The organism is Amycolatopsis sp. NPDC031561, assembly GCF_055580625.1.
This window is the reverse complement of the sequence record NZ_JBVILA010000007.1, coordinates 208,369-229,624: the sequence shown is the minus strand read 5'-3', so window position 1 is coordinate 229,624 and position 21,256 is coordinate 208,369. Positions and strand designations below refer to the sequence as shown.

At 68.9% G+C, this 21,256-nt stretch carries 21 protein-coding genes and 1 riboswitch; of the genes, 10 read left to right on the top strand and 11 right to left on the bottom strand.

Features of this window, described 5'->3' with window-relative positions; translation table 11 throughout:
* Positions 1 to 104 precede the first annotated feature (104 nt).
* Together ACZ5IK_RS17915 and ACZ5IK_RS17910 are read left to right on the top strand one after the other, a co-directional pair.
* Complete coding sequence (locus ACZ5IK_RS17915; protein WP_465488678.1) at positions 105 to 830, top strand: ComEA family DNA-binding protein; 726 nt, start codon at positions 105 to 107, stop codon at positions 828 to 830.
* A complete protein-coding gene (locus tag ACZ5IK_RS17910; protein ID WP_465488677.1) occupies positions 827 to 3,232 on the top strand; it encodes a ComEC/Rec2 family competence protein in 2,406 nt (801 codons plus the stop codon). The genes ACZ5IK_RS17915 and ACZ5IK_RS17910 overlap by 4 nt, the downstream gene beginning before the upstream one ends.
* Before the next feature lie 17 nt (positions 3,233 to 3,249).
* Here the strand turns inward: ACZ5IK_RS17910 and thrC are convergent, their stop codons facing one another.
* Entirely contained in the window at positions 3,250 to 4,515 is a 1,266-nt protein-coding gene (thrC, locus tag ACZ5IK_RS17905; protein ID WP_101606020.1) for a threonine synthase, read from the bottom strand.
* A gap of 12 nt (positions 4,516 to 4,527) precedes the next feature.
* A riboswitch (SAM riboswitch) is annotated at positions 4,528 to 4,660 on the bottom strand.
* A gap of 135 nt (positions 4,661 to 4,795) precedes the next feature.
* Here thrC and holA point away from each other — a divergent pair.
* Entirely contained in the window at positions 4,796 to 5,782 is a 987-nt protein-coding gene (gene holA, locus ACZ5IK_RS17900; RefSeq protein WP_101606021.1) for a DNA polymerase III subunit delta, read from the top strand.
* 246 nt (positions 5,783 to 6,028) lie between these two features.
* Here holA and rpsT read toward each other — a convergent pair whose 3' ends face one another.
* Positions 6,029 to 6,289, bottom strand: coding sequence for a 30S ribosomal protein S20 (gene rpsT / locus ACZ5IK_RS17895; RefSeq protein ID WP_037310642.1), 261 nt, complete (start codon positions 6,287 to 6,289; stop codon positions 6,029 to 6,031).
* A 333-nt stretch (positions 6,290 to 6,622) separates the two neighbouring features.
* Here rpsT and ACZ5IK_RS17890 point away from each other — a divergent pair, with 333 nt between their 5' ends.
* Together ACZ5IK_RS17890 and ACZ5IK_RS17885 are read left to right on the top strand one after the other, a co-directional pair.
* Positions 6,623 to 7,528: an EamA family transporter gene (locus ACZ5IK_RS17890; RefSeq protein WP_101606022.1), complete on the top strand. Its 906-nt coding sequence runs from the start codon at positions 6,623 to 6,625 to the stop codon at positions 7,526 to 7,528.
* A 23-nt stretch (positions 7,529 to 7,551) separates the two neighbouring features.
* Entirely contained in the window at positions 7,552 to 7,926 is a 375-nt protein-coding gene (locus tag ACZ5IK_RS17885) for a VOC family protein (protein WP_101606023.1), read from the top strand.
* Here the strand turns inward: ACZ5IK_RS17885 and ACZ5IK_RS17880 are convergent.
* Entirely contained in the window at positions 7,923 to 8,510 is a 588-nt protein-coding gene (locus ACZ5IK_RS17880; protein ID WP_465488676.1) for a class I SAM-dependent methyltransferase, read from the bottom strand. The genes ACZ5IK_RS17885 and ACZ5IK_RS17880 overlap by 4 nt on opposite strands.
* 113 nt (positions 8,511 to 8,623) lie before the next feature.
* On the opposite strand from ACZ5IK_RS17880, the gene lepA reads away from it, so the two are divergent.
* Entirely contained in the window at positions 8,624 to 10,462 is a 1,839-nt protein-coding gene (gene lepA, locus ACZ5IK_RS17875; protein WP_465488675.1) for a translation elongation factor 4, read from the top strand.
* Positions 10,463 to 10,513: 51 nt separating this feature from the next.
* Here lepA and ACZ5IK_RS17870 read toward each other — a convergent pair whose 3' ends face one another.
* The 3 genes from ACZ5IK_RS17870 to ACZ5IK_RS17860 all read right to left on the bottom strand — a co-directional run bounded on the left by ACZ5IK_RS17870 (position 10,514) and on the right by ACZ5IK_RS17860 (position 13,394).
* Positions 10,514 to 10,960, bottom strand: a complete 447-nt coding sequence (locus ACZ5IK_RS17870) for a pyridoxamine 5'-phosphate oxidase family protein (RefSeq protein ID WP_465488674.1) — start codon at positions 10,958 to 10,960, stop codon at positions 10,514 to 10,516.
* A 21-nt stretch (positions 10,961 to 10,981) separates the two neighbouring features.
* Entirely contained in the window at positions 10,982 to 11,506 is a 525-nt protein-coding gene (locus ACZ5IK_RS17865) for a hypothetical protein (protein ID WP_465488673.1), read from the bottom strand.
* 124 nt (positions 11,507 to 11,630) lie between these two features.
* Complete coding sequence (locus tag ACZ5IK_RS17860) at positions 11,631 to 13,394, bottom strand: family 20 glycosylhydrolase (protein WP_465488672.1); 1,764 nt, start codon at positions 13,392 to 13,394, stop codon at positions 11,631 to 11,633.
* 155 nt (positions 13,395 to 13,549) lie between these two features.
* On the opposite strand from ACZ5IK_RS17860, the gene ACZ5IK_RS17855 reads away from it, so the two are divergent.
* Positions 13,550 to 14,599: a nitronate monooxygenase gene (locus ACZ5IK_RS17855; protein ID WP_465488671.1), complete on the top strand. Its 1,050-nt coding sequence runs from the start codon at positions 13,550 to 13,552 to the stop codon at positions 14,597 to 14,599.
* Here the strand turns inward: ACZ5IK_RS17855 and ACZ5IK_RS17850 are convergent.
* The 3 genes from ACZ5IK_RS17850 to ACZ5IK_RS17840 form a co-directional block, all read right to left on the bottom strand.
* A complete protein-coding gene (locus ACZ5IK_RS17850) occupies positions 14,574 to 16,052 on the bottom strand; it encodes an amino acid permease (protein ID WP_465488670.1) in 1,479 nt (492 codons plus the stop codon). The two genes, ACZ5IK_RS17855 and ACZ5IK_RS17850, sit on opposite strands and share 26 nt — an antisense overlap.
* 135 nt (positions 16,053 to 16,187) lie before the next feature.
* Positions 16,188 to 17,234: an alpha/beta hydrolase gene (locus tag ACZ5IK_RS17845; RefSeq protein WP_465488669.1), complete on the bottom strand. Its 1,047-nt coding sequence runs from the start codon at positions 17,232 to 17,234 to the stop codon at positions 16,188 to 16,190.
* A gap of 173 nt (positions 17,235 to 17,407) precedes the next feature.
* Positions 17,408 to 18,373 carry a zinc-binding dehydrogenase gene (locus tag ACZ5IK_RS17840; protein ID WP_465488668.1) on the bottom strand — a complete coding sequence of 322 codons (966 nt, stop codon included), beginning with the start codon at positions 18,371 to 18,373 and terminating at the stop codon, positions 17,408 to 17,410.
* A gap of 59 nt (positions 18,374 to 18,432) precedes the next feature.
* Here ACZ5IK_RS17840 and ACZ5IK_RS17835 point away from each other — a divergent pair, with 59 nt between their 5' ends.
* Genes ACZ5IK_RS17835 through ACZ5IK_RS17825 form a run of 3 tightly spaced genes read left to right on the top strand, consistent with a single transcriptional unit; the run spans position 18,433 to position 19,486 of the window.
* The gene (locus tag ACZ5IK_RS17835; protein WP_101606032.1) at positions 18,433 to 18,636 is read left to right on the top strand and encodes a CDP-alcohol phosphatidyltransferase family protein; all 204 of its coding nucleotides are present in this window, start codon (positions 18,433 to 18,435) and stop codon (positions 18,634 to 18,636) included.
* Positions 18,637 to 18,647: 11 nt separating this feature from the next.
* Positions 18,648 to 19,133 (top strand): guanyl-specific ribonuclease, encoded by a 486-nt coding sequence (locus tag ACZ5IK_RS17830; RefSeq protein ID WP_465488667.1) that lies wholly within the window; start codon positions 18,648 to 18,650, stop codon positions 19,131 to 19,133.
* Positions 19,130 to 19,486 (top strand): barstar family protein, encoded by a 357-nt coding sequence (locus ACZ5IK_RS17825; protein WP_101606034.1) that lies wholly within the window; start codon positions 19,130 to 19,132, stop codon positions 19,484 to 19,486. Before ACZ5IK_RS17830 ends, ACZ5IK_RS17825 begins: the two co-directional genes overlap by 4 nt.
* 160 nt (positions 19,487 to 19,646) lie before the next feature.
* Here the strand turns inward: ACZ5IK_RS17825 and ACZ5IK_RS17820 are convergent, their stop codons facing one another.
* Together ACZ5IK_RS17820 and ACZ5IK_RS17815 are read right to left on the bottom strand one after the other, a co-directional pair.
* Positions 19,647 to 20,420 (bottom strand): enoyl-CoA hydratase family protein, encoded by a 774-nt coding sequence (locus ACZ5IK_RS17820; protein ID WP_465488666.1) that lies wholly within the window; start codon positions 20,418 to 20,420, stop codon positions 19,647 to 19,649.
* Positions 20,421 to 20,498: 78 nt separating this feature from the next.
* Positions 20,499 to 21,122 (bottom strand): cyclase, encoded by a 624-nt coding sequence (locus tag ACZ5IK_RS17815; RefSeq protein ID WP_465488665.1) that lies wholly within the window; start codon positions 21,120 to 21,122, stop codon positions 20,499 to 20,501.
* Positions 21,123 to 21,256: the final 134 nt, after the last annotated feature.

Here is a 21,256-nt window from a genome sequence, read left to right as displayed (position 1 = left end):
GATCCGGCCCCGCCCGAGGCCGGGTTGTCCACAACACCCCACTTGTCCACAGCCTCGCGATTCTCCACTGCCGCCCGCCACCCCCGCTCCGTAGCGTCGGTCACGTGTTCGACCAAACCGCCCGTCCACCGGGCTCCTCCGCCAACGCCAGGCTGGCGTGGCTGGCCGCGCAGCTGTCGCCGCCCGCCGCCCAGGGCCCGCCTTCGGGCAGGCTCGTTCGCCGCTGGGTGCCCGCCCGGTTCACGGCGGACGGGGTTCCGGTGAACCGGCGGTGGCTGGCCGTGGTGGCCGTGCTGATCGCGGTGGCCGTGATCGTGACCGGCGCGATCGCTTTGTTCGGACACCGGCCAGGGGCGGAGACCCCGCCGCCTCTGCCATCGGCCAAGGCCGCCGGAGACGTCCCCGCCGCGGCGGGCAAGGCGCCTCTGGTGATCAGTGTCGTCGGCCGGGTGCTCAAACCCGGCCTGGTCACGATCCCTCCGGGCGCACGGGTCGCCGATGCCCTCACGGCGGCCGGTGGGGCACCGCCCGGAACGGATCTGACCGGGCTGAACCTGGCCCGGCGGCTCACCGACGGCGAGCAGGTGGCCGTGGGTGTTCCTGTTCCGGCCGCGGCCGGAACAGGAACACCGACCGGGAAGCTCGACCTGAACACGGCCACGGCCGAGCAACTCGACTCCCTGCCCGGGGTCGGCGAGGTGATGGCCAAACGCATCGTCGACTGGCGGTCCGGGCACGGCGGGTTCACCACGGTCGAGCAACTCCGTGACGTAGAAGGGATCGGCGAATCCAAATTCAAGAAGATCCGGGAGTTGGTGTCCGTCGGATGAACCCGTCCGCCGATCCGTCCGAAGTGGACACCACGTCGTGGCGAGGTCAGGATCTGCGGCTGATACCGGCCGCGGCGACGGCCTGGCTCGGCACTCTCTCCGGGTTGCTCGGCGGCTGGTGGATCACGATGCTCTGCGGTGCGGCCGCCGTGGTGCTCGCGATCGCCGCAGGTGTCCGTGCCCGCCGGACGGCGTCCCGGTGGGTGGCGGGCCTGGGCGTGCTCGCGGTCCTCGGGGTGCTCACCGCCGGTCCGGTGGCGCTGCGGATCCGGGCCGCCGAGCACGACGACCTCCGTGCCGCCGCCGCACGGGGGAGCGACGCCACCATGAGGGTGGTGGTCACCGAGCGGCCACGTCCGGTCCGCGGTGCCGGATACGCCGATCGCCGGGCAGGCACCCGCCTGGTGGTCATCGCCGCGACGGTGGACGCCGTGGTGGCGGCGGAGCGGGTGGTGGATTCGGCAGGCCGAATCCTGCTGCTCGCTCCCGCCGAGGGGTGGACGGACCTGTTGCCCGGGCAGCAGGTCACCGCCTCCGGACGGCTCGCGCCGGCCGAGGGGGCCGAACTGACGGTCGCGGTCCTCTCGGTGCGGGGTCCGCCGTCGGCCCTCGGCCCGGCGCCTTGGTGGCAGCGAGCCGCGGAATCGCTGCGCACCGGGCTCCGGGACCTGTGCGCCGTCCTCCCGGAGGAGCAGGCCGGTCTGGTGCCCGGACTGGTCGTGGGGGACACGAGCACGCTGTCCCCGAGGGTCGAGCGCGAGTTCACGGACTCCGGCATGTCCCACCTGATGGCCGTGAGCGGTGGGAACGTGGCGATCGTCTGCGGCTCGATCCTTCTCCTCCTGCGAGTGCTCCGGGTCGGGCCGCGGACGTCCGCCGCCGCGGCCGCCGCGGGGCTCGCCGGGTTCGTGGTCCTCGCCGGGCCCGCGCCCAGCGTGCTCCGCGCCGGGGTGATGGGGGCGGTCGGATTGCTGGCGCTCGCACTGGGGCGCCGGGGTTCGGCGCTGCCCGCGCTGGCGTTCGCGGTGGCGGGGCTCGTCGTGGCCGATCCCGCGATGGCCGCCGACTTCGGGTTCGCGCTTTCGGTGCTGGCCACGGCCGGGTTGGTACTGCTGGCCCCGAGGTGGGCGGAGTGGCTGGTCGGACGCGGAGTTCCGGCCGGCTACGCCGAGGGGCTGGCCATCCCGCTGGCCGCGTTCGTGATGACGGCGCCGGTCATCGCGGGCATGGCGGGATCGGTCAGTCTCGTTTCGGTGGTGACCAACGTGCTCGCCGCGCCCGTGGTCGCCCCGGCCACCGTGTTCGGTGTGCTCGCGACCGTCCTCGGACCATGGTGGCCGTCGGCGGGGAGGCTGCTCGTCCGCCTGACCGAACCCGAGGCGAGCTGGCTCATCACCGTGGCCCGCCATGGCGCCCGCGCGCCGGGAGCGGTCGTGGACTGGCCGGATGGCTGGTGGGGCGGGCTGCTGGCGGCCGGTCTGCTCGTCGTGCTGCTCGTCGCCATCAGGCTGCGTCACGGCCGGATCCTGCTGGCGCTCGCCTTGGCCGGTGGGCTCCTCGTCTTCGTGCCGGTGCGGGTGCTGGCCCCGGCGTGGCCACCGGCGTCGTGGAGCGCCGTCGCCTGCGACGTCGGACAGGGTGACGCCGTCGTCCTCGCCACGGCCGAGCCCGGGAGGGCGATCCTGGTCGACACCGGGCCGGAACCAGGACCGGTGGACGAATGCCTCAGCAGGTTAGGGGTGGACCGCGTTCCGCTGATCGTGCTGAGCCATCTGCACGCCGACCACATCGGAGGCCTCGAATCCGTCTTCGAGGGCCGGTCGGTCGGGGCGGTCGCCGTCGGTCCGGGCAGGGCTCCCGCCTGGGCGTGGCGGCAGGTCGCCGACGAGACCGCGCGCCGCGGGATTCCCTTGCTGGAACTGGGGATCGGGCAACGGCTGGACTGGCCCGGACTGTCGCTGGACGTACTCGGGCCGCGATACGTCACCCGGCGCTCGGTCCTCGAACAGGACGGCACGGTGATCAACAACGGTTCGGTCGTCCTGCGTGCTGGGACCCCGGCGGGCCGGTTGCTGCTGACCGGCGACGTCGAACTCGCCGCCCAGGCCGACCTGATGGCCGAGGGCGCCGATCTGCGTGCCGAGGTCTTGAAGGTCCCGCATCACGGAAGTCGTTACACGGCACCGGATTTTCTCAACGCCGTCGCGCCGCGGGCCGCGCTGGTGAGTGTCGGCGCCGGAAACACCTACGGTCACCCGAATAAGTCCACTTTGGACAATCTGGGGGCGGTCGGTGCCGCGATCGCCAGGACGGACACGGACGGCGACACCGCGGTCGTCTCCGACGCGCGAGGCCTCGCCCTGACGCGACGGGGTGAGCCCCGTGGCCCGCCTCGTTCTTGAGGCGGGCCGCCGGGAACTCAGATGCCGAGAGCCTCGCGGACCGCGTCGGCCGAGGCGCTGACGGTGGCCTTCGGGCCGACCTTGTCCTCGACGGCGTCGAGGGTCTTGAGGCCGTCACCGGTGATCAGGAGAACGATCTCCTCGTCCGGGTTGAGCTTGCCGGTCTCGATGAGCTTCTTGGCCGTCGCCACGGTGACCCCGCCGGCGGTCTCGGTGAAGACGCCTTCGGTGCGGGCGAGCAGACGGATGCCCTCGACGACCTCTTCGTCGGTGACGTCTTCGATCGCACCGCCGGTGCGGTTGACCACGTCGAGGACGTAGGGGCCGTCGGCCGGGTTGCCGATCGCCAGCGAACGGGCGATCGTGTCCGGCTTGACCGGCTGGACGACGTCGTGGCCGGCGCGGAACGCCGCCGAGACGGGCGAGCATCCGGTGGCCTGCGCGCCGAACACCTTGTACGGCGTCTCGTCGACGAGGCCGAGCTGCCCGAACTCGCGGAAACCCTTGTCCACCTTGGTGAGCTGGGAACCGGAGGCGATCGGCACCACGATCTGCGAGGGAAGCCGCCAGCCGAGCTGCTCGGCGACCTCGAAGGCCAGCGTCTTGGAGCCCTCGGAGTAGTAGGGCCGGACGTTCACGTTGACGAACGCCCAGCTCTCCTGCTCGGCGGCGAGCTGGGTGGCGAGCCGGTTCACGTCGTCGTAGTTGCCGTCGACCGCGATCAGGTCGCCGTCGTACACGGCGGTGGTGAGGATCTTGGCGCGCTCGAGGGTCTTCGGGATCAGCACGACCGACCGCCAGCCGGCGCGGGCCGCCGCGGCGGCGACCGCGTTGGCCAGGTTGCCGGTCGACGGACAGGCGAGCACGTCGAACCCGAACTCGCGCGCGGCGGCCAGCGCGACGGCGACCACGCGGTCCTTGAACGAGTGGGTCGGGTTGCCGGTGTCGTCCTTGACCCAGACCTTCTTGACGCCCAACGCCTTCGCGAGCCTGTCGGCCTGGATGAGCCTGGTGGCGCCGGGTTCGGTGTTGGGGATTTCCTCGACGTTCGAGGGAACAGGAAGGAGTTTCTTGTAGCGCCAGATGTTCTTCGGCCCGGCTTCGATGTCCTCGCGGCGCACGCGGCCGAAGTCGTAGGCGACTTCGAGCGGCGAGAAGTCCTCGGCGGAAACGAATTCGGGGGCGAGCGGCTGCCGGTGTCCCTCTTCCTTCGACACCAGTTCGACGGCCGGTCCGAGATCCGGGGTCTTGGTGGTGGAGGTCGTGCCGAGGGTTGCGGTCATCGCGAGGTTCCTTCCTCATCTGCCCCGCCATGGCGGGCCGGAATTGGCACCGTGTTCGTCAGCTATCCCGCGATCGCGGAATGACAGGCTGACGCCGGTTGCCGGGGCTTCATCGGGCCGTTCCCTCTGCCCCTCTGGATGAGCGGTATTCGATTGTCGGCACGCGTTCGATCGCGTCGCCTCGCCAACACCGTACGACATGAGGCTCGGGTGGGGCCACCGTGCCCGGAACACGTCACCGGACAAAGCACCCGAGAGGACGAGTGGGAGGATCGTCACCGTGACGACGCAAGCTTCCGCCCCATCGCCGCTGGTCCTGGTTCTCGGTGAGGAAGAGCTGCTGATCGAACGCGCGGTCCGCAGCGCTTCGGACGCGGCCAAAGCTGCCGATCCGACGGCGGATCTGTCCCGGATCCGGGTGTCGGACCTCACAGTCCCCGCGCTCGCGGAGATGGTCAGCCCCTCGTTGTTCGCCGAGGGCAGGGTGATCGTCCTCGAATCCGCGCACGACATCTCGCAGGAGCTCGCCGACGGGGTGATGGCCTACGTCAAGGCGCCCGCCGAGGGCATCGTGCTCGTCGTCGTGCACAGCGGAGGCGGCCGGAGCAAGGCCGCGAAGGCGCTTCCCGCGGCCTTGAAGAAGGCCGGGGCGGAGGTCGTCGAGTGCCCGAAACTGACCAAGGCCGCTGAGCGGGAATCCTTTGTCCGCAACGAAGTTCGCCGGGTCGGCGGGAAGATCGACGGTGCGGCCGTGCTCGCGCTGATCGATGCGGTGGGCTCGGATCTGCGCGAGTTGTCTTCGGCCGCGACCCAGCTCGTCGCGGACGCCGGGGGAGCGGTCGACGAGCAGGCGGTCCGCCGCTACCACCGGGGCCGCGCGGACGTGAACGGGTTCGCCGTCGCCGAGAAGGCCGTCGCCGGCGACATGGCGGCGGCGCTGGAGTCACTGCGCTGGGCGATGCAGCTGGGCGTTCCGTACGTGCTGGTCGCGGACGCCCTCGCCGACGCGGTCCGGACGATCGCGCGGGTGTCCGGCGCGGGGCGCGGGAACCCGAACCAGATGGCGGGCGAGCTGGGGATGCCGCCGTGGAAGGTACGCAAGGCGCAGGGGCAGGCACGGGGCTGGGGGCAGGACGGTCTCGCCACCGCCATGCGGATCGTCGCCCGGCTCAACGCCGAGGTCAAGGGCGCCGCCGCCGACCCGGAATACGCGTTGGAACGCGCCGTCCTGGAGGTCGTCGCCGCACACGGCACCCCCAGCCGCTAACACACCCGCCGGACCACGCCCAGCGCTCACTGGACCGAGCCCGACGATCAACGCGCCCGACAACCGGACCGGCGGACTCGTCTCGCCGGAAGCGCGCCAGCGCGACGGCGAGACTTCACCAGTCGCGCGCCCTCTCTTGGGCCGAAGGCCCACGTAAACGCGATGAAGGGGCGCCTCCCCGCGCCACGTGAGTGACAAGCGGGTCGGCGCCCCTTCATCGCGTTTACGTCAGCGCGCGATTAAAAATCAGAGCGAGTTAGCGCGCTTCGCCAGCGCGGACTTCTTGTTGGCGGCCTGGTTGGCGTGGAGAACGCCCTTGGTCACGGCCTTGTCCAGCTTCTTGGCCGCGTCCTTCTGCAGCTCCAGGGCCTTGGCCTTGTCGCCGGAGTCGGCGGCCTCGCGGAACTTGCGGATCGCGGTCTTCACCGAGGACCGGATCGCCTGGTTGCGCTGACGCGCCTTCTCGTTGGTGGTGATGCGCTTGATCTGCGACTTGATGTTGGCCACGGGGGCGCTCCTCTTGACTCTCTCGGTGGTTTCACCGCCGCGCTGTGACCGGCCCTGCGCGCTCGTGAAAGCGGCGCGGGTTTCCTCCATGACGGAATGCCACACAGCGGTGAAGGGCCAGCTTAACAGTCGTCCCGGAGCGGATCTCGGCCGCCTCCGGAGGGGCTCTTGCGGTACGGTCGAGAGCGTAGTGCCTAGGGTTCCGCCGCCTGCCCGTTCAACGAAACACACAATCAGGGCAAGCGGGACAGGTCCGAGCGGCACCATCGGCGGGGCCGGAAGCACCGCCGTTCATCTGACGGGACAAAAGCCTGGAGGACCGGTGTTTTCCGCATGCGCGGAAAACGTGAAAGGTCCGCAGTGAACGCCACCGCCCTGTCCCTCGTCATCGCCGCCGCCGTCATTCACGCGGGCTGGAATCTGGCAGCCAAGCGGATCCGCCGTGGCGGAGCCCGGTTCGTCTGGGCGTACTACAGCTTGTCCGCGATCCTGCTCATCCCCGTCATGGCGGTTTCACTGGCCGTGGAGCCGCAACGTCCACAGTGGACATGGCTGCTGGCCGCCGCGGTCACCGCGGTGTTCCACGTCACCTACGGAGTCGTCCTCCAGCGGGGGTACGCCGTCGGTGACCTGTCCGTTGTGTATCCCCTCGCCCGCGGGACCGGGCCGCTGATCTCGGTGCTCGCGGCAGTCGTGCTGCTCGGGGAGCGACCAGGGCCGCTCGGCCTGGTGGGCGCGTTCCTCGTGGTCGCCGGGGTGCTGGTCATCGGTACCGGGCGGGCACCCGCCCACGCCGACGCCGCGGATCGCGTCGCTCGCCGCAAGGGCGTGGCGTACGGGCTGCTGACCGGGCTGACGATCGCCGCCTACACACTCTGGGACGCGCATTCGGTCACCGGTCTCGGTGTCCCGCCGATCGTCTACTTCGGAACCGGCGCGATCGTGCAGAGCCTGCTCATGGCGCCGTACGCGCTGAAGGACCGCGAAGAGGTCTCGTGGCTCTGGCGCGAGCACAAGCGCGAAATCGTCATCGTCGGCCTGTTCTCACCGATCGCCTACCTGCTGGTCCTTTACGCGCTTCGGATCGCTCCGGTGAGCCTCGTCGCACCCGCGCGGGAGTTGAGCATCGTCCTCGGCGGCCTGGCGGCCTGGCTGATCTTGAAGGAGGCGAACGCCGTGCGCAGGCTTGTCGGGTCCGTGGTGGTGCTGGCGGGCATCGCCGCGATTGCGATGGCCTGAACCCATCGGGTAGGGATTGAGCCATGGACGTGCTGAGCAGCAGGGTGCTGATCCACCCGAAGGACCTCGACGTGTCGACGGCGTTCTATCGGGACACCCTTGGCTTGGCGATCGACAAGGAGTTCCCTGGTGGGACGGTGTTCTTCGCCGGGAACGGGTCGATCGAGATCGTCGGTACCGGGAAGACGGGCCCGACCCCTGACGTCGCCTTGTGGCTCCAGGTCCGGGACCTGCCCGCGGCACTCGAGGAACTCGCCGCGAAGGGCTTGGACCCGGTTCGCGGGGCTCGCCGTGAACCCTGGGGCCTGGACGAAGCGTGGATCGCCGACCCGGACGGCACCAGGATCGTGCTGGTCGAGGTACCGCGTGAGCATCCGTTGCGGACCGACCCGCGTTAGGCCGCGGGCTTGACCGCGCGCAGCTGAGCGGCGAGCGAGGCGCCGAAGCCCGGCGGGTCCCAGGTCCAGGTCTGCAGGTCGGTGAAGCCGGCGGCGTCCGCTTCGTCGGCCAGCTCGTGGCGGGAAACCGGCAGCCATTTCTCGTGCGACGACAGCAGCAGCCTGCCGCCCGGCCGGAGCACGCGGAACAGCTCGGCGAACCCGGCCGCCCGGTCCTCCCACAGCTGCACGTTGTTGACGCTCAGGACCACGTCGACGGTCTCGTCCGGCTCGCCCGTGGAGTCCGCCGCGCCGCTCCGCAGCTCCACCTTGTCGCCACACCGTCTGCGGGCCCGGGCGAGCATCTCCGGGGACGGATCGACGCCGATCGCGCGGCCGGCGCGTTCGGCCGCGGCCTGCAGGCCGATACCAGGACCAGGCCCCACGACCAGGGTGGTTTCGCCCGACTCGATCGACGCCAGTTCGACGATGCGGAGTTCGGTGGCAGCGTTGCCGTGCGCCATCGCCAGGCCACCGAACCGGCCGAGCAGTCCCCTGGGATGGCCGAACGTCTTGTCGAGGATCTGGGTCAGTGAATTACTCATACTTCGAGGGCACCACAGCACGCCACGGGCCGCATCGGGGATGACCCCCACTCGCACCCGGAGCGGCATGGGAGCATAGAGGTGGCACACCCCGACCTTCGCGAGGAAACCCGTTGACGACGTTCGCCGACACGACCTTCACGCCCCCGGAGCTCATCCGGAACTTCTGCATCATCGCGCACATCGACCACGGCAAGTCGACCCTGGCCGACCGGATGCTGCAGCTCACCGGTGTGGTCGAGGAACGGGCCATGCGTGCGCAGTACCTCGACCGCATGGACATCGAGCGGGAACGCGGGATCACCATCAAGGCGCAGAACGTGCGCCTGCCCTGGAAGGTCGAAGGTCAGGACCACGTCCTGCACATGATCGACACCCCCGGCCACGTCGACTTCACCTACGAGGTCTCCCGCGCGCTCGAAGCGTGTGAAGGGGCTGTCCTGCTGGTCGACGCCGCACAGGGGATCGAGGCGCAGACGCTCGCGAACCTCTACCTCGCGCTGGAGAACAACCTTCAGATCATCCCGGTGCTCAACAAGATCGACCTGCCGTCCGCGGACCCGGACAAGTACGCCGCCGAGATCGCGCACATCATCGGCTGCGAACCGTCGGACGTGCTCCGCGTGTCCGCGAAGACCGGTGTCGGGGTCGGCGAGCTCCTCGACGCGGTCGTGAAGCAGGTGCCCGCACCGCAGGGTGACGCGGACGCCCCGGCACGGGCGATGATCTTCGACTCGGTGTACGACACCTACCGGGGCGTCGTGACCTACATCAGGGTCGTCGACGGCAAGATCACCCCGCGCGAGCGGATCAAGATGATGTCCACCGGCGCCACGCACGAGCTGCTGGAAGTCGGGATCATTTCGCCGGAGCCCAAGGCCAGCAAGGGGCTGGGCGTCGGCGAGGTCGGCTACCTGATCACCGGGGTGAAGGACGTCCGGCAGTCCAAGGTCGGTGACACCGTGACCTCCGAGCGCAACGGCGCGAAGGAGGCCCTCGCGGGCTACCGCGAGCCGAAGCCGATGGTCTATTCCGGCCTGTACCCGGTGGACGGTTCGGACTACCCCGAGCTGCGCGAGGCCCTGGACAAGCTCCAGCTCAACGACGCCGCGCTGGACTACGAGCCCGAGACGTCGGTGGCGCTCGGCTTCGGCTTCCGCTGCGGCTTCCTCGGCCTGCTGCACCTGGAGATCACCCGGGACCGGCTGGAACGCGAGTTCGGCCTCGACCTGATCTCCACCGCGCCGAACGTGGTCTACGACATCGTGCAGGACGACGGCAAGAAAATCCACGTCACCAACCCGTCGGACTGGCCGACCGGGAACAAGATCGACAAGGTGCTCGAGCCGGTCAGCAAGGTGAGCATCCTGGCGCCGTCCGAGTTCATCGGCACGATCATGGAGCTGTGCCAGAACAAGCGCGGCCAGCTGCTCGGTATGGACTACCTGTCCGAAGACCGCGTCGAGCTGCGGTACAACATGCCGCTGGGTGAGATCATCTTCGACTTCTTCGACACGCTGAAGTCGCGTACGCGCGGCTACGCGTCGCTGGACTACGAAGAGGCCGGTTCGCAGGCGGCGGACCTGGTCAAGGTGGACATCCTGCTGCAGGGCGAGGGCGTGGACGCGTTCTCCGCGATCGTGCACAAGGACGACGCCTACAACTACGGCAACCGCATGGTGAACCGGCTTCGCGAGCTGATCCCGCGGCAGAACTTCGAGGTGCCGATCCAGGCCGCCATCGGGGCCAGGATCATCGCCCGCGAGACCATCCGCGCGATCCGCAAGGACGTGCTCGCGAAGTGCTACGGCGGTGACATCTCGCGTAAGCGCAAGCTGCTGGAAAAGCAGAAGGAAGGCAAGAAGCGGATGAAGACCGTCGGCCGGGTCGAGGTCCCGCAGGAGGCCTTCGTCGCCGCACTGTCCACTGAGGACAACGGCAAGAAGAAGTAGCGATACTCGCGAAAAGGCCGCCCGAAGCGTTGTCGGGCGGCCTTTTTCGTGTCAGCGATTTCCGCTGACACGGTTCGCCGTGACGAAGACGGCGACACGGCGTTCGGCCGCCATCACGCGGTCGTACTCGTCCCAGTCGTCATGGGTGCCTGTCGCCGCGACGAAGACCTCGCGCAGCAGCGCGGGGAGTCCTGCCGGGTCGAAGTCCGGATCCGGGTCGTCCGGGCCGATGAGGTGGACGGTGCCCTGGACCGCCGCCCATTCCCAGCCGCGGCGGAAGGTGATCGTGGCGTGGCCCGCCCGGCGGAACAGGTCGAGTTTCTTCGCCCCGCCCACCGCGACGAAACCGACTCCCGGAGCCTTGGTGACGGGGTCTTCGATCACCCCGGCGTTCACCACCGACGAGTGCACGGTGCCGTCCGCGCGGACCGTCGCGACGGTCGCGAGTCCGTTTTCGCGCAAGGAAAGAGTGCGGACGAGTTCGAGGTCTGCGGCCATGGAACCACCGTAGCGCTCCGGTCAGCCCTCCGCGGGAGACGAACGGTGAGCCGCGAGAGTGGCCCGGAGGGCGATCACGGTGTTGTCGAACTTCCTGGCCGGTTGCCAATAGAAGCCGGGACTCTCTTCCTCTTCCGGACCGGTGGCAAAGGGGGATTCCTTCCCCAGGCTTTGGAATTCCGTCGGCACCCGGCGGCCGTCCCGGAGCTTGACGACGAGGATCGGGCGGCCGGCTCCGAACTCCTCGGTCTTGGGAGCCTTGAGGAACTCCGACGTGAGATCTTCGGTCTTCGAGGTCACGATGAACTCCGAGATGTCTTCCCAGGCGATGTGTCGCCGGGGGAAGAACCGGCCTTCTTCACGGACTCGGATCCCGGATGGTCGCTGGGAAAGGACGGGCACCGCCATCGAGTATCCCGCCGCCAGCCAGATGAGCAGGAACGGAACCATGAAGTGCCACGGAGCGATCTGCTTGCCCATGGCCAGCATCGTCACGTACCCGATGGTCACGAGGAGACCGATGCCGAAGGTGACCGCGCCCATCATCTCGTGAACGGCGAACCTGTGGTGCCAGCGTGTTCTCGCCGGGTGTGCCCCTATGCCGCCAGCTTAGAAGGCTTTGGCCGGGACCGGCGAGGATTTCCGAAACCCCCACCGGCCCCGGCGGGATTCAGCAGGTGCCGTTGTCGCGCCAGACTCCCCATTGGCCGGTGGTCCCGGGCTCTTCGCCCTGCGTCCACCACTGTGCCGCCCACTTGTGCCCGTTGTGGGAGACGGTCGATCCGCCGGTGTAGACCGAGGCGCGGTCCCACGCCGGGAGTGAGCAGGTGCCGGGGTTGCCGGATCCGGTTTCCCAGGGCACCTGGCTCGACGCGTAGTAGTTGATGCCTTGTGCCTGCCAGCGCGGGGCCTGCGCGCCGAGGCGTACCCGGAAGACGTTCCAGTCGTGCGTCGACCACTGCGACCAGCCGAGTTCGGCGTGCGCCGGAAGCCTCGGGAAGGCGAGGTAGTCGATGTTCGCCGGGGTCACCACGGTTTCGGTCCACAGTGGGGATTCGACGCCGCGGACGGCGGATTCGGGCACACCGGAGAGGTAGGCGCCCGGGTTCCAGTTGTAGGCGTCCTGGACCTCGATGTATCCCGCCCACGACAGCCCGATCGGTGTGCTGGAGTTGTACTTCATGTCCAGGTACGCCTTGTTCGCCGGCGACAGGATCACCTTGCTGCCGCGGGCGACGGCGTTCGAGACCTCCGTGCTGGAGGTCGTCGTGCCCCAGAACTGCGGAGTCGCCGTGGCGGGCAGGGTGGCCTTGCCGATCTCGTGCCAGCCCACGACCTGCTTGCCCGCGGCGGCCACCATCGGCAGCACACGGTTCATGAAGGTCCGGTAGTCCGTGTCGCTGGTGGCCTGGGCCTCGTCACCGCCGAGGTGGAAGTACGGCCCGGGTGTCAGCGCGGCGACCTCCCGGATCACGTCGTTGACGAAGGTGTAGGTGAGCTCCTTCGAAATGCAGAGCGAGCTGTAGCCGACCGCGGTGTCGGTGCGCAGCGGGGGAGCGGTGTTGTTGCAGTTCAGTTCGGCGTACGACGCCTGGGCGGCGTTGGTGTGCCCGGGCATGTCGATCTCCGGGATGACCGTGATGAACCGCGAAGCCGCGTAGTTCACGATCTCGGTGTACTGCGCCTTGGTGTAGTAGCCGCCGGCGCCGCCGCCGACCTGGGTGCTGCCGCCGTAGGTCGTCAGCCGTGGCCAGCTGTCGATCTGGATGCGCCAGCCCTGGTCGTCGGCCAGGTGCAGGTGCAGGTTGTTGATCTTGTACTGCGCCAGCTGGTCGATGTACCGCTTGACGGTCGCGACGGGGTGGAAGTGCCGGGCGACGTCGAGCATCGCGCCGCGGTAGCCGAAACGCGGATAGTCCAGGATGTTGGCGCCCGGAATGGTCCAGGGGCCTTGCTGCACCATGGGGCTCTCGATTTTGCCGGGCAGCAACTGGCGCAGCGTCTGAACGCCGCCGAAGAGGCCCTGAGCCGTCGTCGCACGCAAGATGACCGAGGCGGACGTCGAGTTCAGCTGGTAACCCTGGTCGCCGACTCGGGCGTCGGCGCCGGACAACAGCAGCGAGATGCCGTCGGCGGGCGTGCCCGAGGGCGCGTCGGAGACGGGCAGGGCGAAGCCGGTGGACGTGCGGAGGACCCCGGCGAGGTACTCGCCGACGGCCTTGGCAGGCGCCGAACCGGCCTGCGTGTAGATCTTGGTGTTCGCGGTCAGGGCGTGGTCGGCGCCGGTGACCGCCTGGGCCGAAACCGGTACCGGGACGATCGCCTGCAACGGCGGGGTGGCCGCGTCGGCGACGGGGGCGGCTGCGGTGGTGGCGCCGGCGAGCAGCGCCACCCCGACGAAGGCGCGGCCCAGCCGCACTCTCAAGGTCTTCACCAGGGCCTCCTGGGGGACTCGGGAGACGTGACCCGCGTCACGACTCGTCCGATCGTCGCATTTTCGGCGTTAAAGGTCTAGACCACCAACAAGGAACCTTGGAGTGACTCGAACGTCACATTCCGTGTCGCCACGGGAGGACTATCGTCGGAAACGTGTTCGAAGACCTGCGTTTCCCCGTGATCGCGGCCCCGATGGCGGGCGGGCCGACCACTCCGGAGCTCGTGGCCGCGGTGGCCGCGGCGGGCGGATTCGGCTTCCTCTCCGGGGGTTATCTGAGCGCCGACGCCCTGGCGGACCGGATCGCGAAGACGGCCGAACTCACCGGTGAGTCGTTCGGGGTGAACCTTTTCGTCCCGGGTGGCGCCGCGACCGCGGATCTCGGCGGCCACCTCGAGCGCTGGCGCGCGGAGGCCGAGCGCTACGGCGTCGAGCCGGGCGAGCCGCGCTGGGACGACGACGCCTACACCGCGAAGCTCGAGGTCGTGCTGGAGCGGAAGGTGCCGGTCGTTTCCTTCACCTTCGGCACGCCCTCACCCGAGGACGTCGAACGCCTGCACGTCAACGGGAGCAAGGTGGCCGTCACGGTCACCAGTCCGGCGGAGGCCGACCAGGCGGTGGCGGCCGGTGCGGACGCGCTCGTGGTCCAGGGATTCGAAGCCGGAGCGCATCGAGGGCTCTTCGCTGACGAGCCCGGAGCCGAAGGCGGGGGAGCGCAGTACGGCGTGCTCAGCCTGCTTCGCCTGGTCTCGGCGCGGACGGACTTGCCGCTCGTCGCCACCGGTGGGCTCGTGCACGGCGCCGACATCGCGGCGGTGCTGGCGGCGGGCGCCGTCGCGGCGCAGCTGGGTACCGCGTTCCTGCGGGCGGACGAAGCCGGGACGCAGCCCGCGCACCGGCAGGCGCTCGCGGACGGGGGAAGGGCGACGGCGTTCACCAGGGCGTTCAGCGGACGTCCCGCCCGGTCACTGGTCAACCGCGCGGTCGCGGACTTCTCGGCCACGGCGCCGTCGGCGTATCCGGAGGTCAACAACCTGACCAAACCGATCCGCGCGGCGGCGGGCAAGGCGGGTGACCCGGAAGTGATGTCCCTCTACGCGGGGCAGACCTACGAACTCGCGGGCTCCGGCCCGGCGGCGTCGATCGTCGAACGCCTCCAAGCCGAAGCCCGCGAAGCCGCTACGCGTTTGAGTCGTCTCCGCTGACCTGCTTCGCGTTGCCGTTGCCCGGGTTCATCGCGGAGTGACGGCGGCTGTAGGCGAAGTAGACGATCAGGCCGAGGCCGAACCAGGCCGCGAACCGCAGCCAGGTGTGGTAGTTCAGGAACGTGATCAGCCAGATCGAGAAGACGATGCCGATGATCGGCACGACCGGCATGCCCGGGGTCTTGAACGTCCGCGGCAGGTCCGGCTGCTTGTAGCGCAGCACGATCACCGCGACGCAGACGACGACGAACGCGAGCAGGATGCCGATGTTCGTCAGTTCCGCGGCCTCGCCGATGGGCAGCAGCCCGGCGATGATCGCCGACGCGACGCCGAGCACCCACGTCATCCGGCTCGGCACCTTGCGCACCGGGTGGGTCTTGCTGAACCACTTCGGCAGCAGGCCGTCGCGGCTCATCGAGTAGCCGACCCGGCTCGCGCCCATGAGGAAGGTGAACAGCACCGTGGTGATACCGATGATCGCGCCGACCGCGATGATCAGGCCGAGCCACTTCATCCCGACACCGGCGAAGGCGCTGGAGAACGCGGCTTCGCTGTCGATGTCCTTGTAGTTGACCATTCCGGTCAGGACCAGGCAGGCCAGCACGTAGAGCACCATCGAGATGGCGAGCGAGTAGATGATCGCCTTCGGCATGTGCTTCTGGGAGTCGGTCGACTCCTCGGCCGCGGTGGACATGGCGTCATAACCGAAGACCGCGAAGAACACCGTCGCCGCGCCGGTGAACGCGCCGCTGAGGCCGAACGGGAAGAAGTTCGAGTAGTTGTCGGTGTTGATGTGGAAGACGCCGACGACGATCACCAGCAGGACCAGGCCGACCTTCAAGTAGACCAGCAGCGTCTCGAACCGGGCCGCGTTCTTCATGCCCTGGTTGAGGATGAAGGCGATCAGCAGGCACAGCAGAACGGCGAACAGGTTGATCTTGTAGGACCCCGGCTCCACGCCGGCCTTTTCGGTGCCCGGAGCGCCCAGCATCCACGTTGGGAGGTCGATGTTGAGATAACCCAGCAGCTCGTTGAAGTAGCCGGAGATGCCGATCGCGACCACCGCCACGATCGCGGTGTACTCCAGCAGCAGGTCCCAGCCGATGAACCAGCCGACGATCTCGCCCAGGACCGTGTACCCGTAGGTGTACGCGGATCCGGCGCGGGGGATCAGCCCGGCGAACTCGGCGTAGGAGAACGCGGCGGCCGCGCTGGCGATGCCGGCGATGAGGAACGAGATGAGCACGGCGGGGCCGGCCGTCTGGTTCGCGACCGCGCCGGCCAGGGAGAAGATCCCCGCGCCGATGATGCCGCCGACGCCGATCGCGGTCAGCTGGCGCAGGCCCAGCGTGCGCTGGAGCCCGCCACCGCCGTCACTGAGTTCTTGGATCTGGTCGATCGGTTTGCGGCGGAACATCCCGGATCCCGTGCCCAGGCTGCGCGGTGCGGACATCGTCGTCTCCCAACAGATTGTGACTTTCGGACTGGGTCACAGTCCGAGTGGAGACTAGGCAAGTGCCGCGAAGCGGCTCCGTTGAGGGTGGCGGCGGGGGCATGGATGGACGTAGCGGGAGTCGGGACACCGCACCTATCCGGCGACGGTGTCCTCGCTCACTTCGGCGGCCACGCGAGCGGCGGCGATCTTCGACGGCCTCGACGCGCTGGCGGAGAAGTAGGTCAGCAGCTCCGAGATCTCGACGGGGTCGTCCAGCTGCGGGCAGTGGCCCCAGTCCTCGCGCACCATCAACCTGCTGTGCGGGACCAGTGCGTGCAGCTGCCGTCCGGAGGCGGCGCTGACCAGCTTGTCCTTGCCGCAGACGACCACCAGGAGCGGGATGCGGACCTCTTCGAGCCGGTACGCGTTCGTCAGCTCCTCGACGAGTTGCCTCGCCTGTTCGAGCCGGCTGGTGGTGGAGCGGTAGTCCGGGAATAGCGACGTGAACCGGCGCACCTGCTCGGCGTCCGCGGCGGTGGCGTTGGCGTACAGCAGCCGGGGGACGACCTGCTCGGCGACGGCGCGCACGAGGAAACCGGGGATCGGCAACGGCAGGGCCGAGTACATCCTCAGCGGCAGTGGGTAGCGGGCCACGGTGCGGATCAGCCAGCTGTCCACGAAACCGGGCGCGGCGATCGACACCACGCCCGAGACCGGCAGCCGGTGGTTCTCGGCGGCACGCAGGCTCATCGTGCCGCCGAGCGAGTTGCCGGCGAGCACCACCGTGCCGAGTACGGCCTGCTCCTTGATCACGGCCGCGGTGAAGGCGTCCAGCTGCGGGAGCATCGGGCCCGGCCGGAGTGGCTGAGCGTCACCGAAGCCGGGCAGATCGACCGCGACCGCCGGCACACCGGCGGCCGCGAGCAGCTCCAGAACCGGGCGCCAGGTGTCGGCGCTGTCGCAATAGCCGTGCAGCAACACCAGTCTCGGCGCCGTCGGCTTGGCGTGCCCGCGCGCGGTGGCCCGCTTGCCGAGTACCCGCCGGGGCGCGCGGTCGGTGGATTCCACCGGCTGCGGCCCGACTTCGAGCACTCTGGTGCGGACACCGGCATAGCGCCGGAAAGAGACGCGGATCGGGTCGGCGTCGGCGATGTTCCGGCCCCCGGGGTCCGCCGGTTCGGGCCGCTGCGATGCGGTCATGGTTCCAGGTTAACCGCGAGAGGTCGGATTTTGGTCGAACTTTGGTCGTGAGAATCTTGCTGAGTCATAACATTCTTGACACTTGACAAGACCGGGAAATCGCGGTTTGACCTGCGAGGAACGCGTGGATGTGCGTCTGCGTGCGCAGTGAAAGGGAGGCCGCACCCCTCCGATCAATGCGCGAAGACGACCTTTCCTGAAGTTTCCCCGTCGAGCATGTTCTTAAACCCGGTTTCCGCTTCCGAAAACGGCAATTCCGCGCCGATCTGCGGCCGAACCCCGGTGAGCTCCAGATAAGCGAGGAGATCGGTCAGTTCGTCCCTGGTCCCCATCGTCGAACCCGCGATACGCAGTTGCAGAAAGAACACGCGCTGCAACTCCGCGTGAGCGTCCGGACCGCTGGTCGAGCCCGAAACCACGATGATCCCGCCCGGTTTGAGCGACTTCACCGAGTGGGACCAGGTCGCCTTCCCGACGGTCTCGAAGACCGCGTCGACCCGCTCCGGCAGCCGCGCGCCGGACTCAAAGGTCTGATGTGCGCCCAGATTCTCGGCCAGCGCACGCTTCTCTTCGCTACGCCCTGTCACCCAAACCCGGAATCCGGCCGCACGCCCGAGCTGCACGAGGGCGGTCGAGACGCCGCCGGAGGCGCCCTGGACCAGCATCGTCTGTCCCGGCCGCAGCCCGGACTTCACGAACAGCATCCGGTACGCGGTCAGCCATGCCGTGCCCATGGTCGCGGCTTCCGCGAAGCTCAGGCTCGACGGCTTCGGCACGACATTGCGCGCCGGGACCACGACCTGTTCGGCGAAGGAGCCTTGGTGCTTCTCGGTGAGCAGGGTGCGCTTCGGGTCGAGAGTGTCGTCGCCCTGCCAGCCCGGGGCGTTGATCACCGAGTGGAGGACGACCTCGGTGCCGTCGTCGAGGGTGCCCGCCCCGTCACAGCCCAGGATCATCGGGAACTGCTCGGGTTTGATGCCGACGCCGCGCAGCGTCCACAGGTCGTGCATGTTGAGGCTGGCGGCCTTGACGTTGACCCGCACCCAGCCTTCGGGCACCTCGGGCTCCGGTCGCTCGCCGATCACGAGCGAGTCCAGCGGCTTTTCGGCGTTGGGTTCGGAAGCGTAAACGGCGAACATTCCAGCAACCTACATGGCCTGACCGGCGGTGGCAGGGGGTGCGAGCGTAGGCTCACAGCGTGTTCAACGGGCTTGCAGACTGGTGGGACGGCGTCGAGCTGTGGCTCGCGCAGGCCCCGTTTCCCGTGCAGTTCGTGCTGGTCATGGCGGTCGTGGTGCCGCTGTGCCTGGTCGCGGCCTGGTTGCTCGACACGCTCTTCGGGAAGGTCGCCCGGCTCTTCGGCACGGCCCGCGATGCGAACGACCCCGACCGGCCCTCCTAAGCTGGCGCACCATGTTCAACCGTAGGCGGATCACCGCCGCCCTGATCGGCCTGATCGTGCTGGTGCTCGCCGGCTGGTTCGTCAAGGACGGCATCAGCGGTGACGATTCGAAGAGCACCTCGGCCCCGGCGAGCTCGTCCGCTTCGGCGAAGCCGTCGGGCGAGACCGGAGCGAACCGGGCCAAGGGCAAGATCGCGGGCGAGGAGTCCGGTCTCCCGGTCAAACCGCTCACGGGACTGCCCCCGCAGGCATCCGAGACCTGGGGACTCATCAAGGCGGGCGGGCCGTATCCGTATCCGCGTAACGACGACGTCCTCTTCCAGAACCGGGAAAAGGTCCTGCCCGCCAAGGCGTCCGGCTACTACCGGGAATACACGGTCAAGACGCCGGGCAGCCCTGATCGCGGCGCGAGGCGGCTGGTGACCGGTACCGGAAAAGAGCTGTACTACACCGAGGACCACTACAAGTCCTTCGTCGTAGTGGACACCGCTCGATGAGCGCGGCGAAGGACGCGGCGGACAAGGCGTTCACCCGCGGCGCGCATCCGCATCTGATCGACGGCGGCCGGACGGTCGACAAGGCCACCACGCTCGACGCGATCGCGGAGGCGCTGTCGTTCCCCGACTACTTCGGGAAGAACCTCGACGCGCTCTACGACTGTCTCACCGACCTGTCGTGGCTCCCGACGGGTGAGCACGTGCTGATCTGGTCCGGTTCCTCGGTGCTCAAGGATCGCGATCCGAAGGCCTACCTGGCCGTCCGGAGCGTGCTCTCGGACGCACAGCGGGCGCTGGGACCGACCGGGGACCGATCGGATTCCCGGCGCCTCACCGTGGTCCTGCCGGACTAGGGCGTGTTTCATAAGCCAAGTTCGCGGTCTTCGCGCCCAGGCGGCCCCTGACGGCACGGGCGGACGCGGCCGAGTACGACCCGGTACGAGGCCGATCCGCCCGCACCGTCAGGAACCACCTGGATCACGAAGCCCATCGAACAGCCTCATGAAACACGCCCTAGGCCTCAGGGACCCAGTTCGGTTTGCGCTTCTGCGCGAAGGCCGTGATGCCCTCCTGGCCCTCTTCGCTCGCGAAGAACCCGGCGGACAGCTTGTTCATCGCCTCGAAGCCTTCGCCAGGTGTCGCCGGGCGGGGCTTGCTGAGGAGCTCCTTCGTCGCCGCGAGCGCCTTCGGGCCGCCGAGGGCGAGCGCCTTGACGTAGCGGGCGACCTCGCCGTCGAGCTCGTCGGCCGAGACGGCCGAGTTCAGCAGGCCGATCTCGACGGCGCGCTTCGCGTCGAAGGTGTCGCCGGTCAGGAACAGCTCGTGCGCGGCGCGGGCGTTGAGTCGCGGCAGCACGGTGAGCGAGATGACCGCGGGTACGACGCCGATCCGCACCTCGGAGAAGGCGAAGGTCGCTTCGCGGGTGGCGACGGCGATGTCGGTCGCGGCCACCATGCCGATGCCGCCCGCCCGCGCCGGGCCCGCCAGCCTCGCCACCACGGGCTTGGGGCTGGTCCACAGCTGCTCGAGGATCTTCGGGAACTCGTTGACGCCCTGGGCGCCCGCACCGGCGCCACGGGCCTCCTTGAGGTCCATCCCGGCACAGAACACCGGACCGGTGTGGGTGAGCACGATGACCCGTACCGCGTCGTCCGCCTGGGCCTTGTCCAGCGACTCGCTCAGTTCACGCCGCAGCTGGGCGGAGAGCGCGTTGCGGTTGTGCGGGGAGTCCAAGGTGATCGTGGCGGTGCCGCCCACCACGTCGTAGTGCACCAGTTCGTCAGCCATGGCCACACCTTCGCACGGGCGAAGTCGGGCCGGGCAGTGGCCTGCGCCACCATGCTCCGATGGTGGCGCAGGCGTTGCTCAGCCGATGGTCGTCGTGGTGAAGGTGGGGCTGGGGTTCGGGAAACACGACGTCGGCGCCGAGACGTCGAAGCCGGCGCTGACCACCGCGGTGAAGGTCAGGCCCGGGTCGCCGTAGCCGCTGCCCGCCAGTTTCGTCTCGATGGTGCCGGACGAGCCCGCGGTGAGGTGCGCCATGACGGTCGGCAGTTCGAACGTCGAGCCGCCCGCGATCGGGCCGGGGAAGCTCAGCGTCGCGACGCTGCCCGAGACGGTGATCTTCGGTGGGGTCGAGCCGATACCGGAGCCGCCGCTGAGCTCGGCGCCCACCCAGGTCGAGTTCGCCGGGATCGGGATCTTCAGCGCGAAGTCCTTGATGTGCTTGACCTTGTACCCGCTGACCTCGGCCGGGACGGTGTTGGCCGCCGGGTCGATGACGACGTCGAGGGCGGCACCGGGCGCGACCGTGGCGGGCGCGGTGACGTCGGCGTCCTGGTTCAGCTTGAGGTACTTGTTCCCGACGAGCGGCGGTTTCGCCTCGCAGTCGAAGACGACGGTGGTCGCCGCCGAAGCCGGGGCGGAGAGACCGACTAACGGGACGAGGACGGCCGAAGCGCAGACGAGGGCACGGATGGCAGCCTTCATGTTCCACCTACCTGGGGGTTCGATGGGGAGAAAGGGCGCTGCGCAGCGTTTAGAGAGTTACCGGCAAGTTAAGTAACTCGTCAAGAATTCTCCGTTCCCATACGCGGGGCGTCACGGAACTGGGAACAAGACCC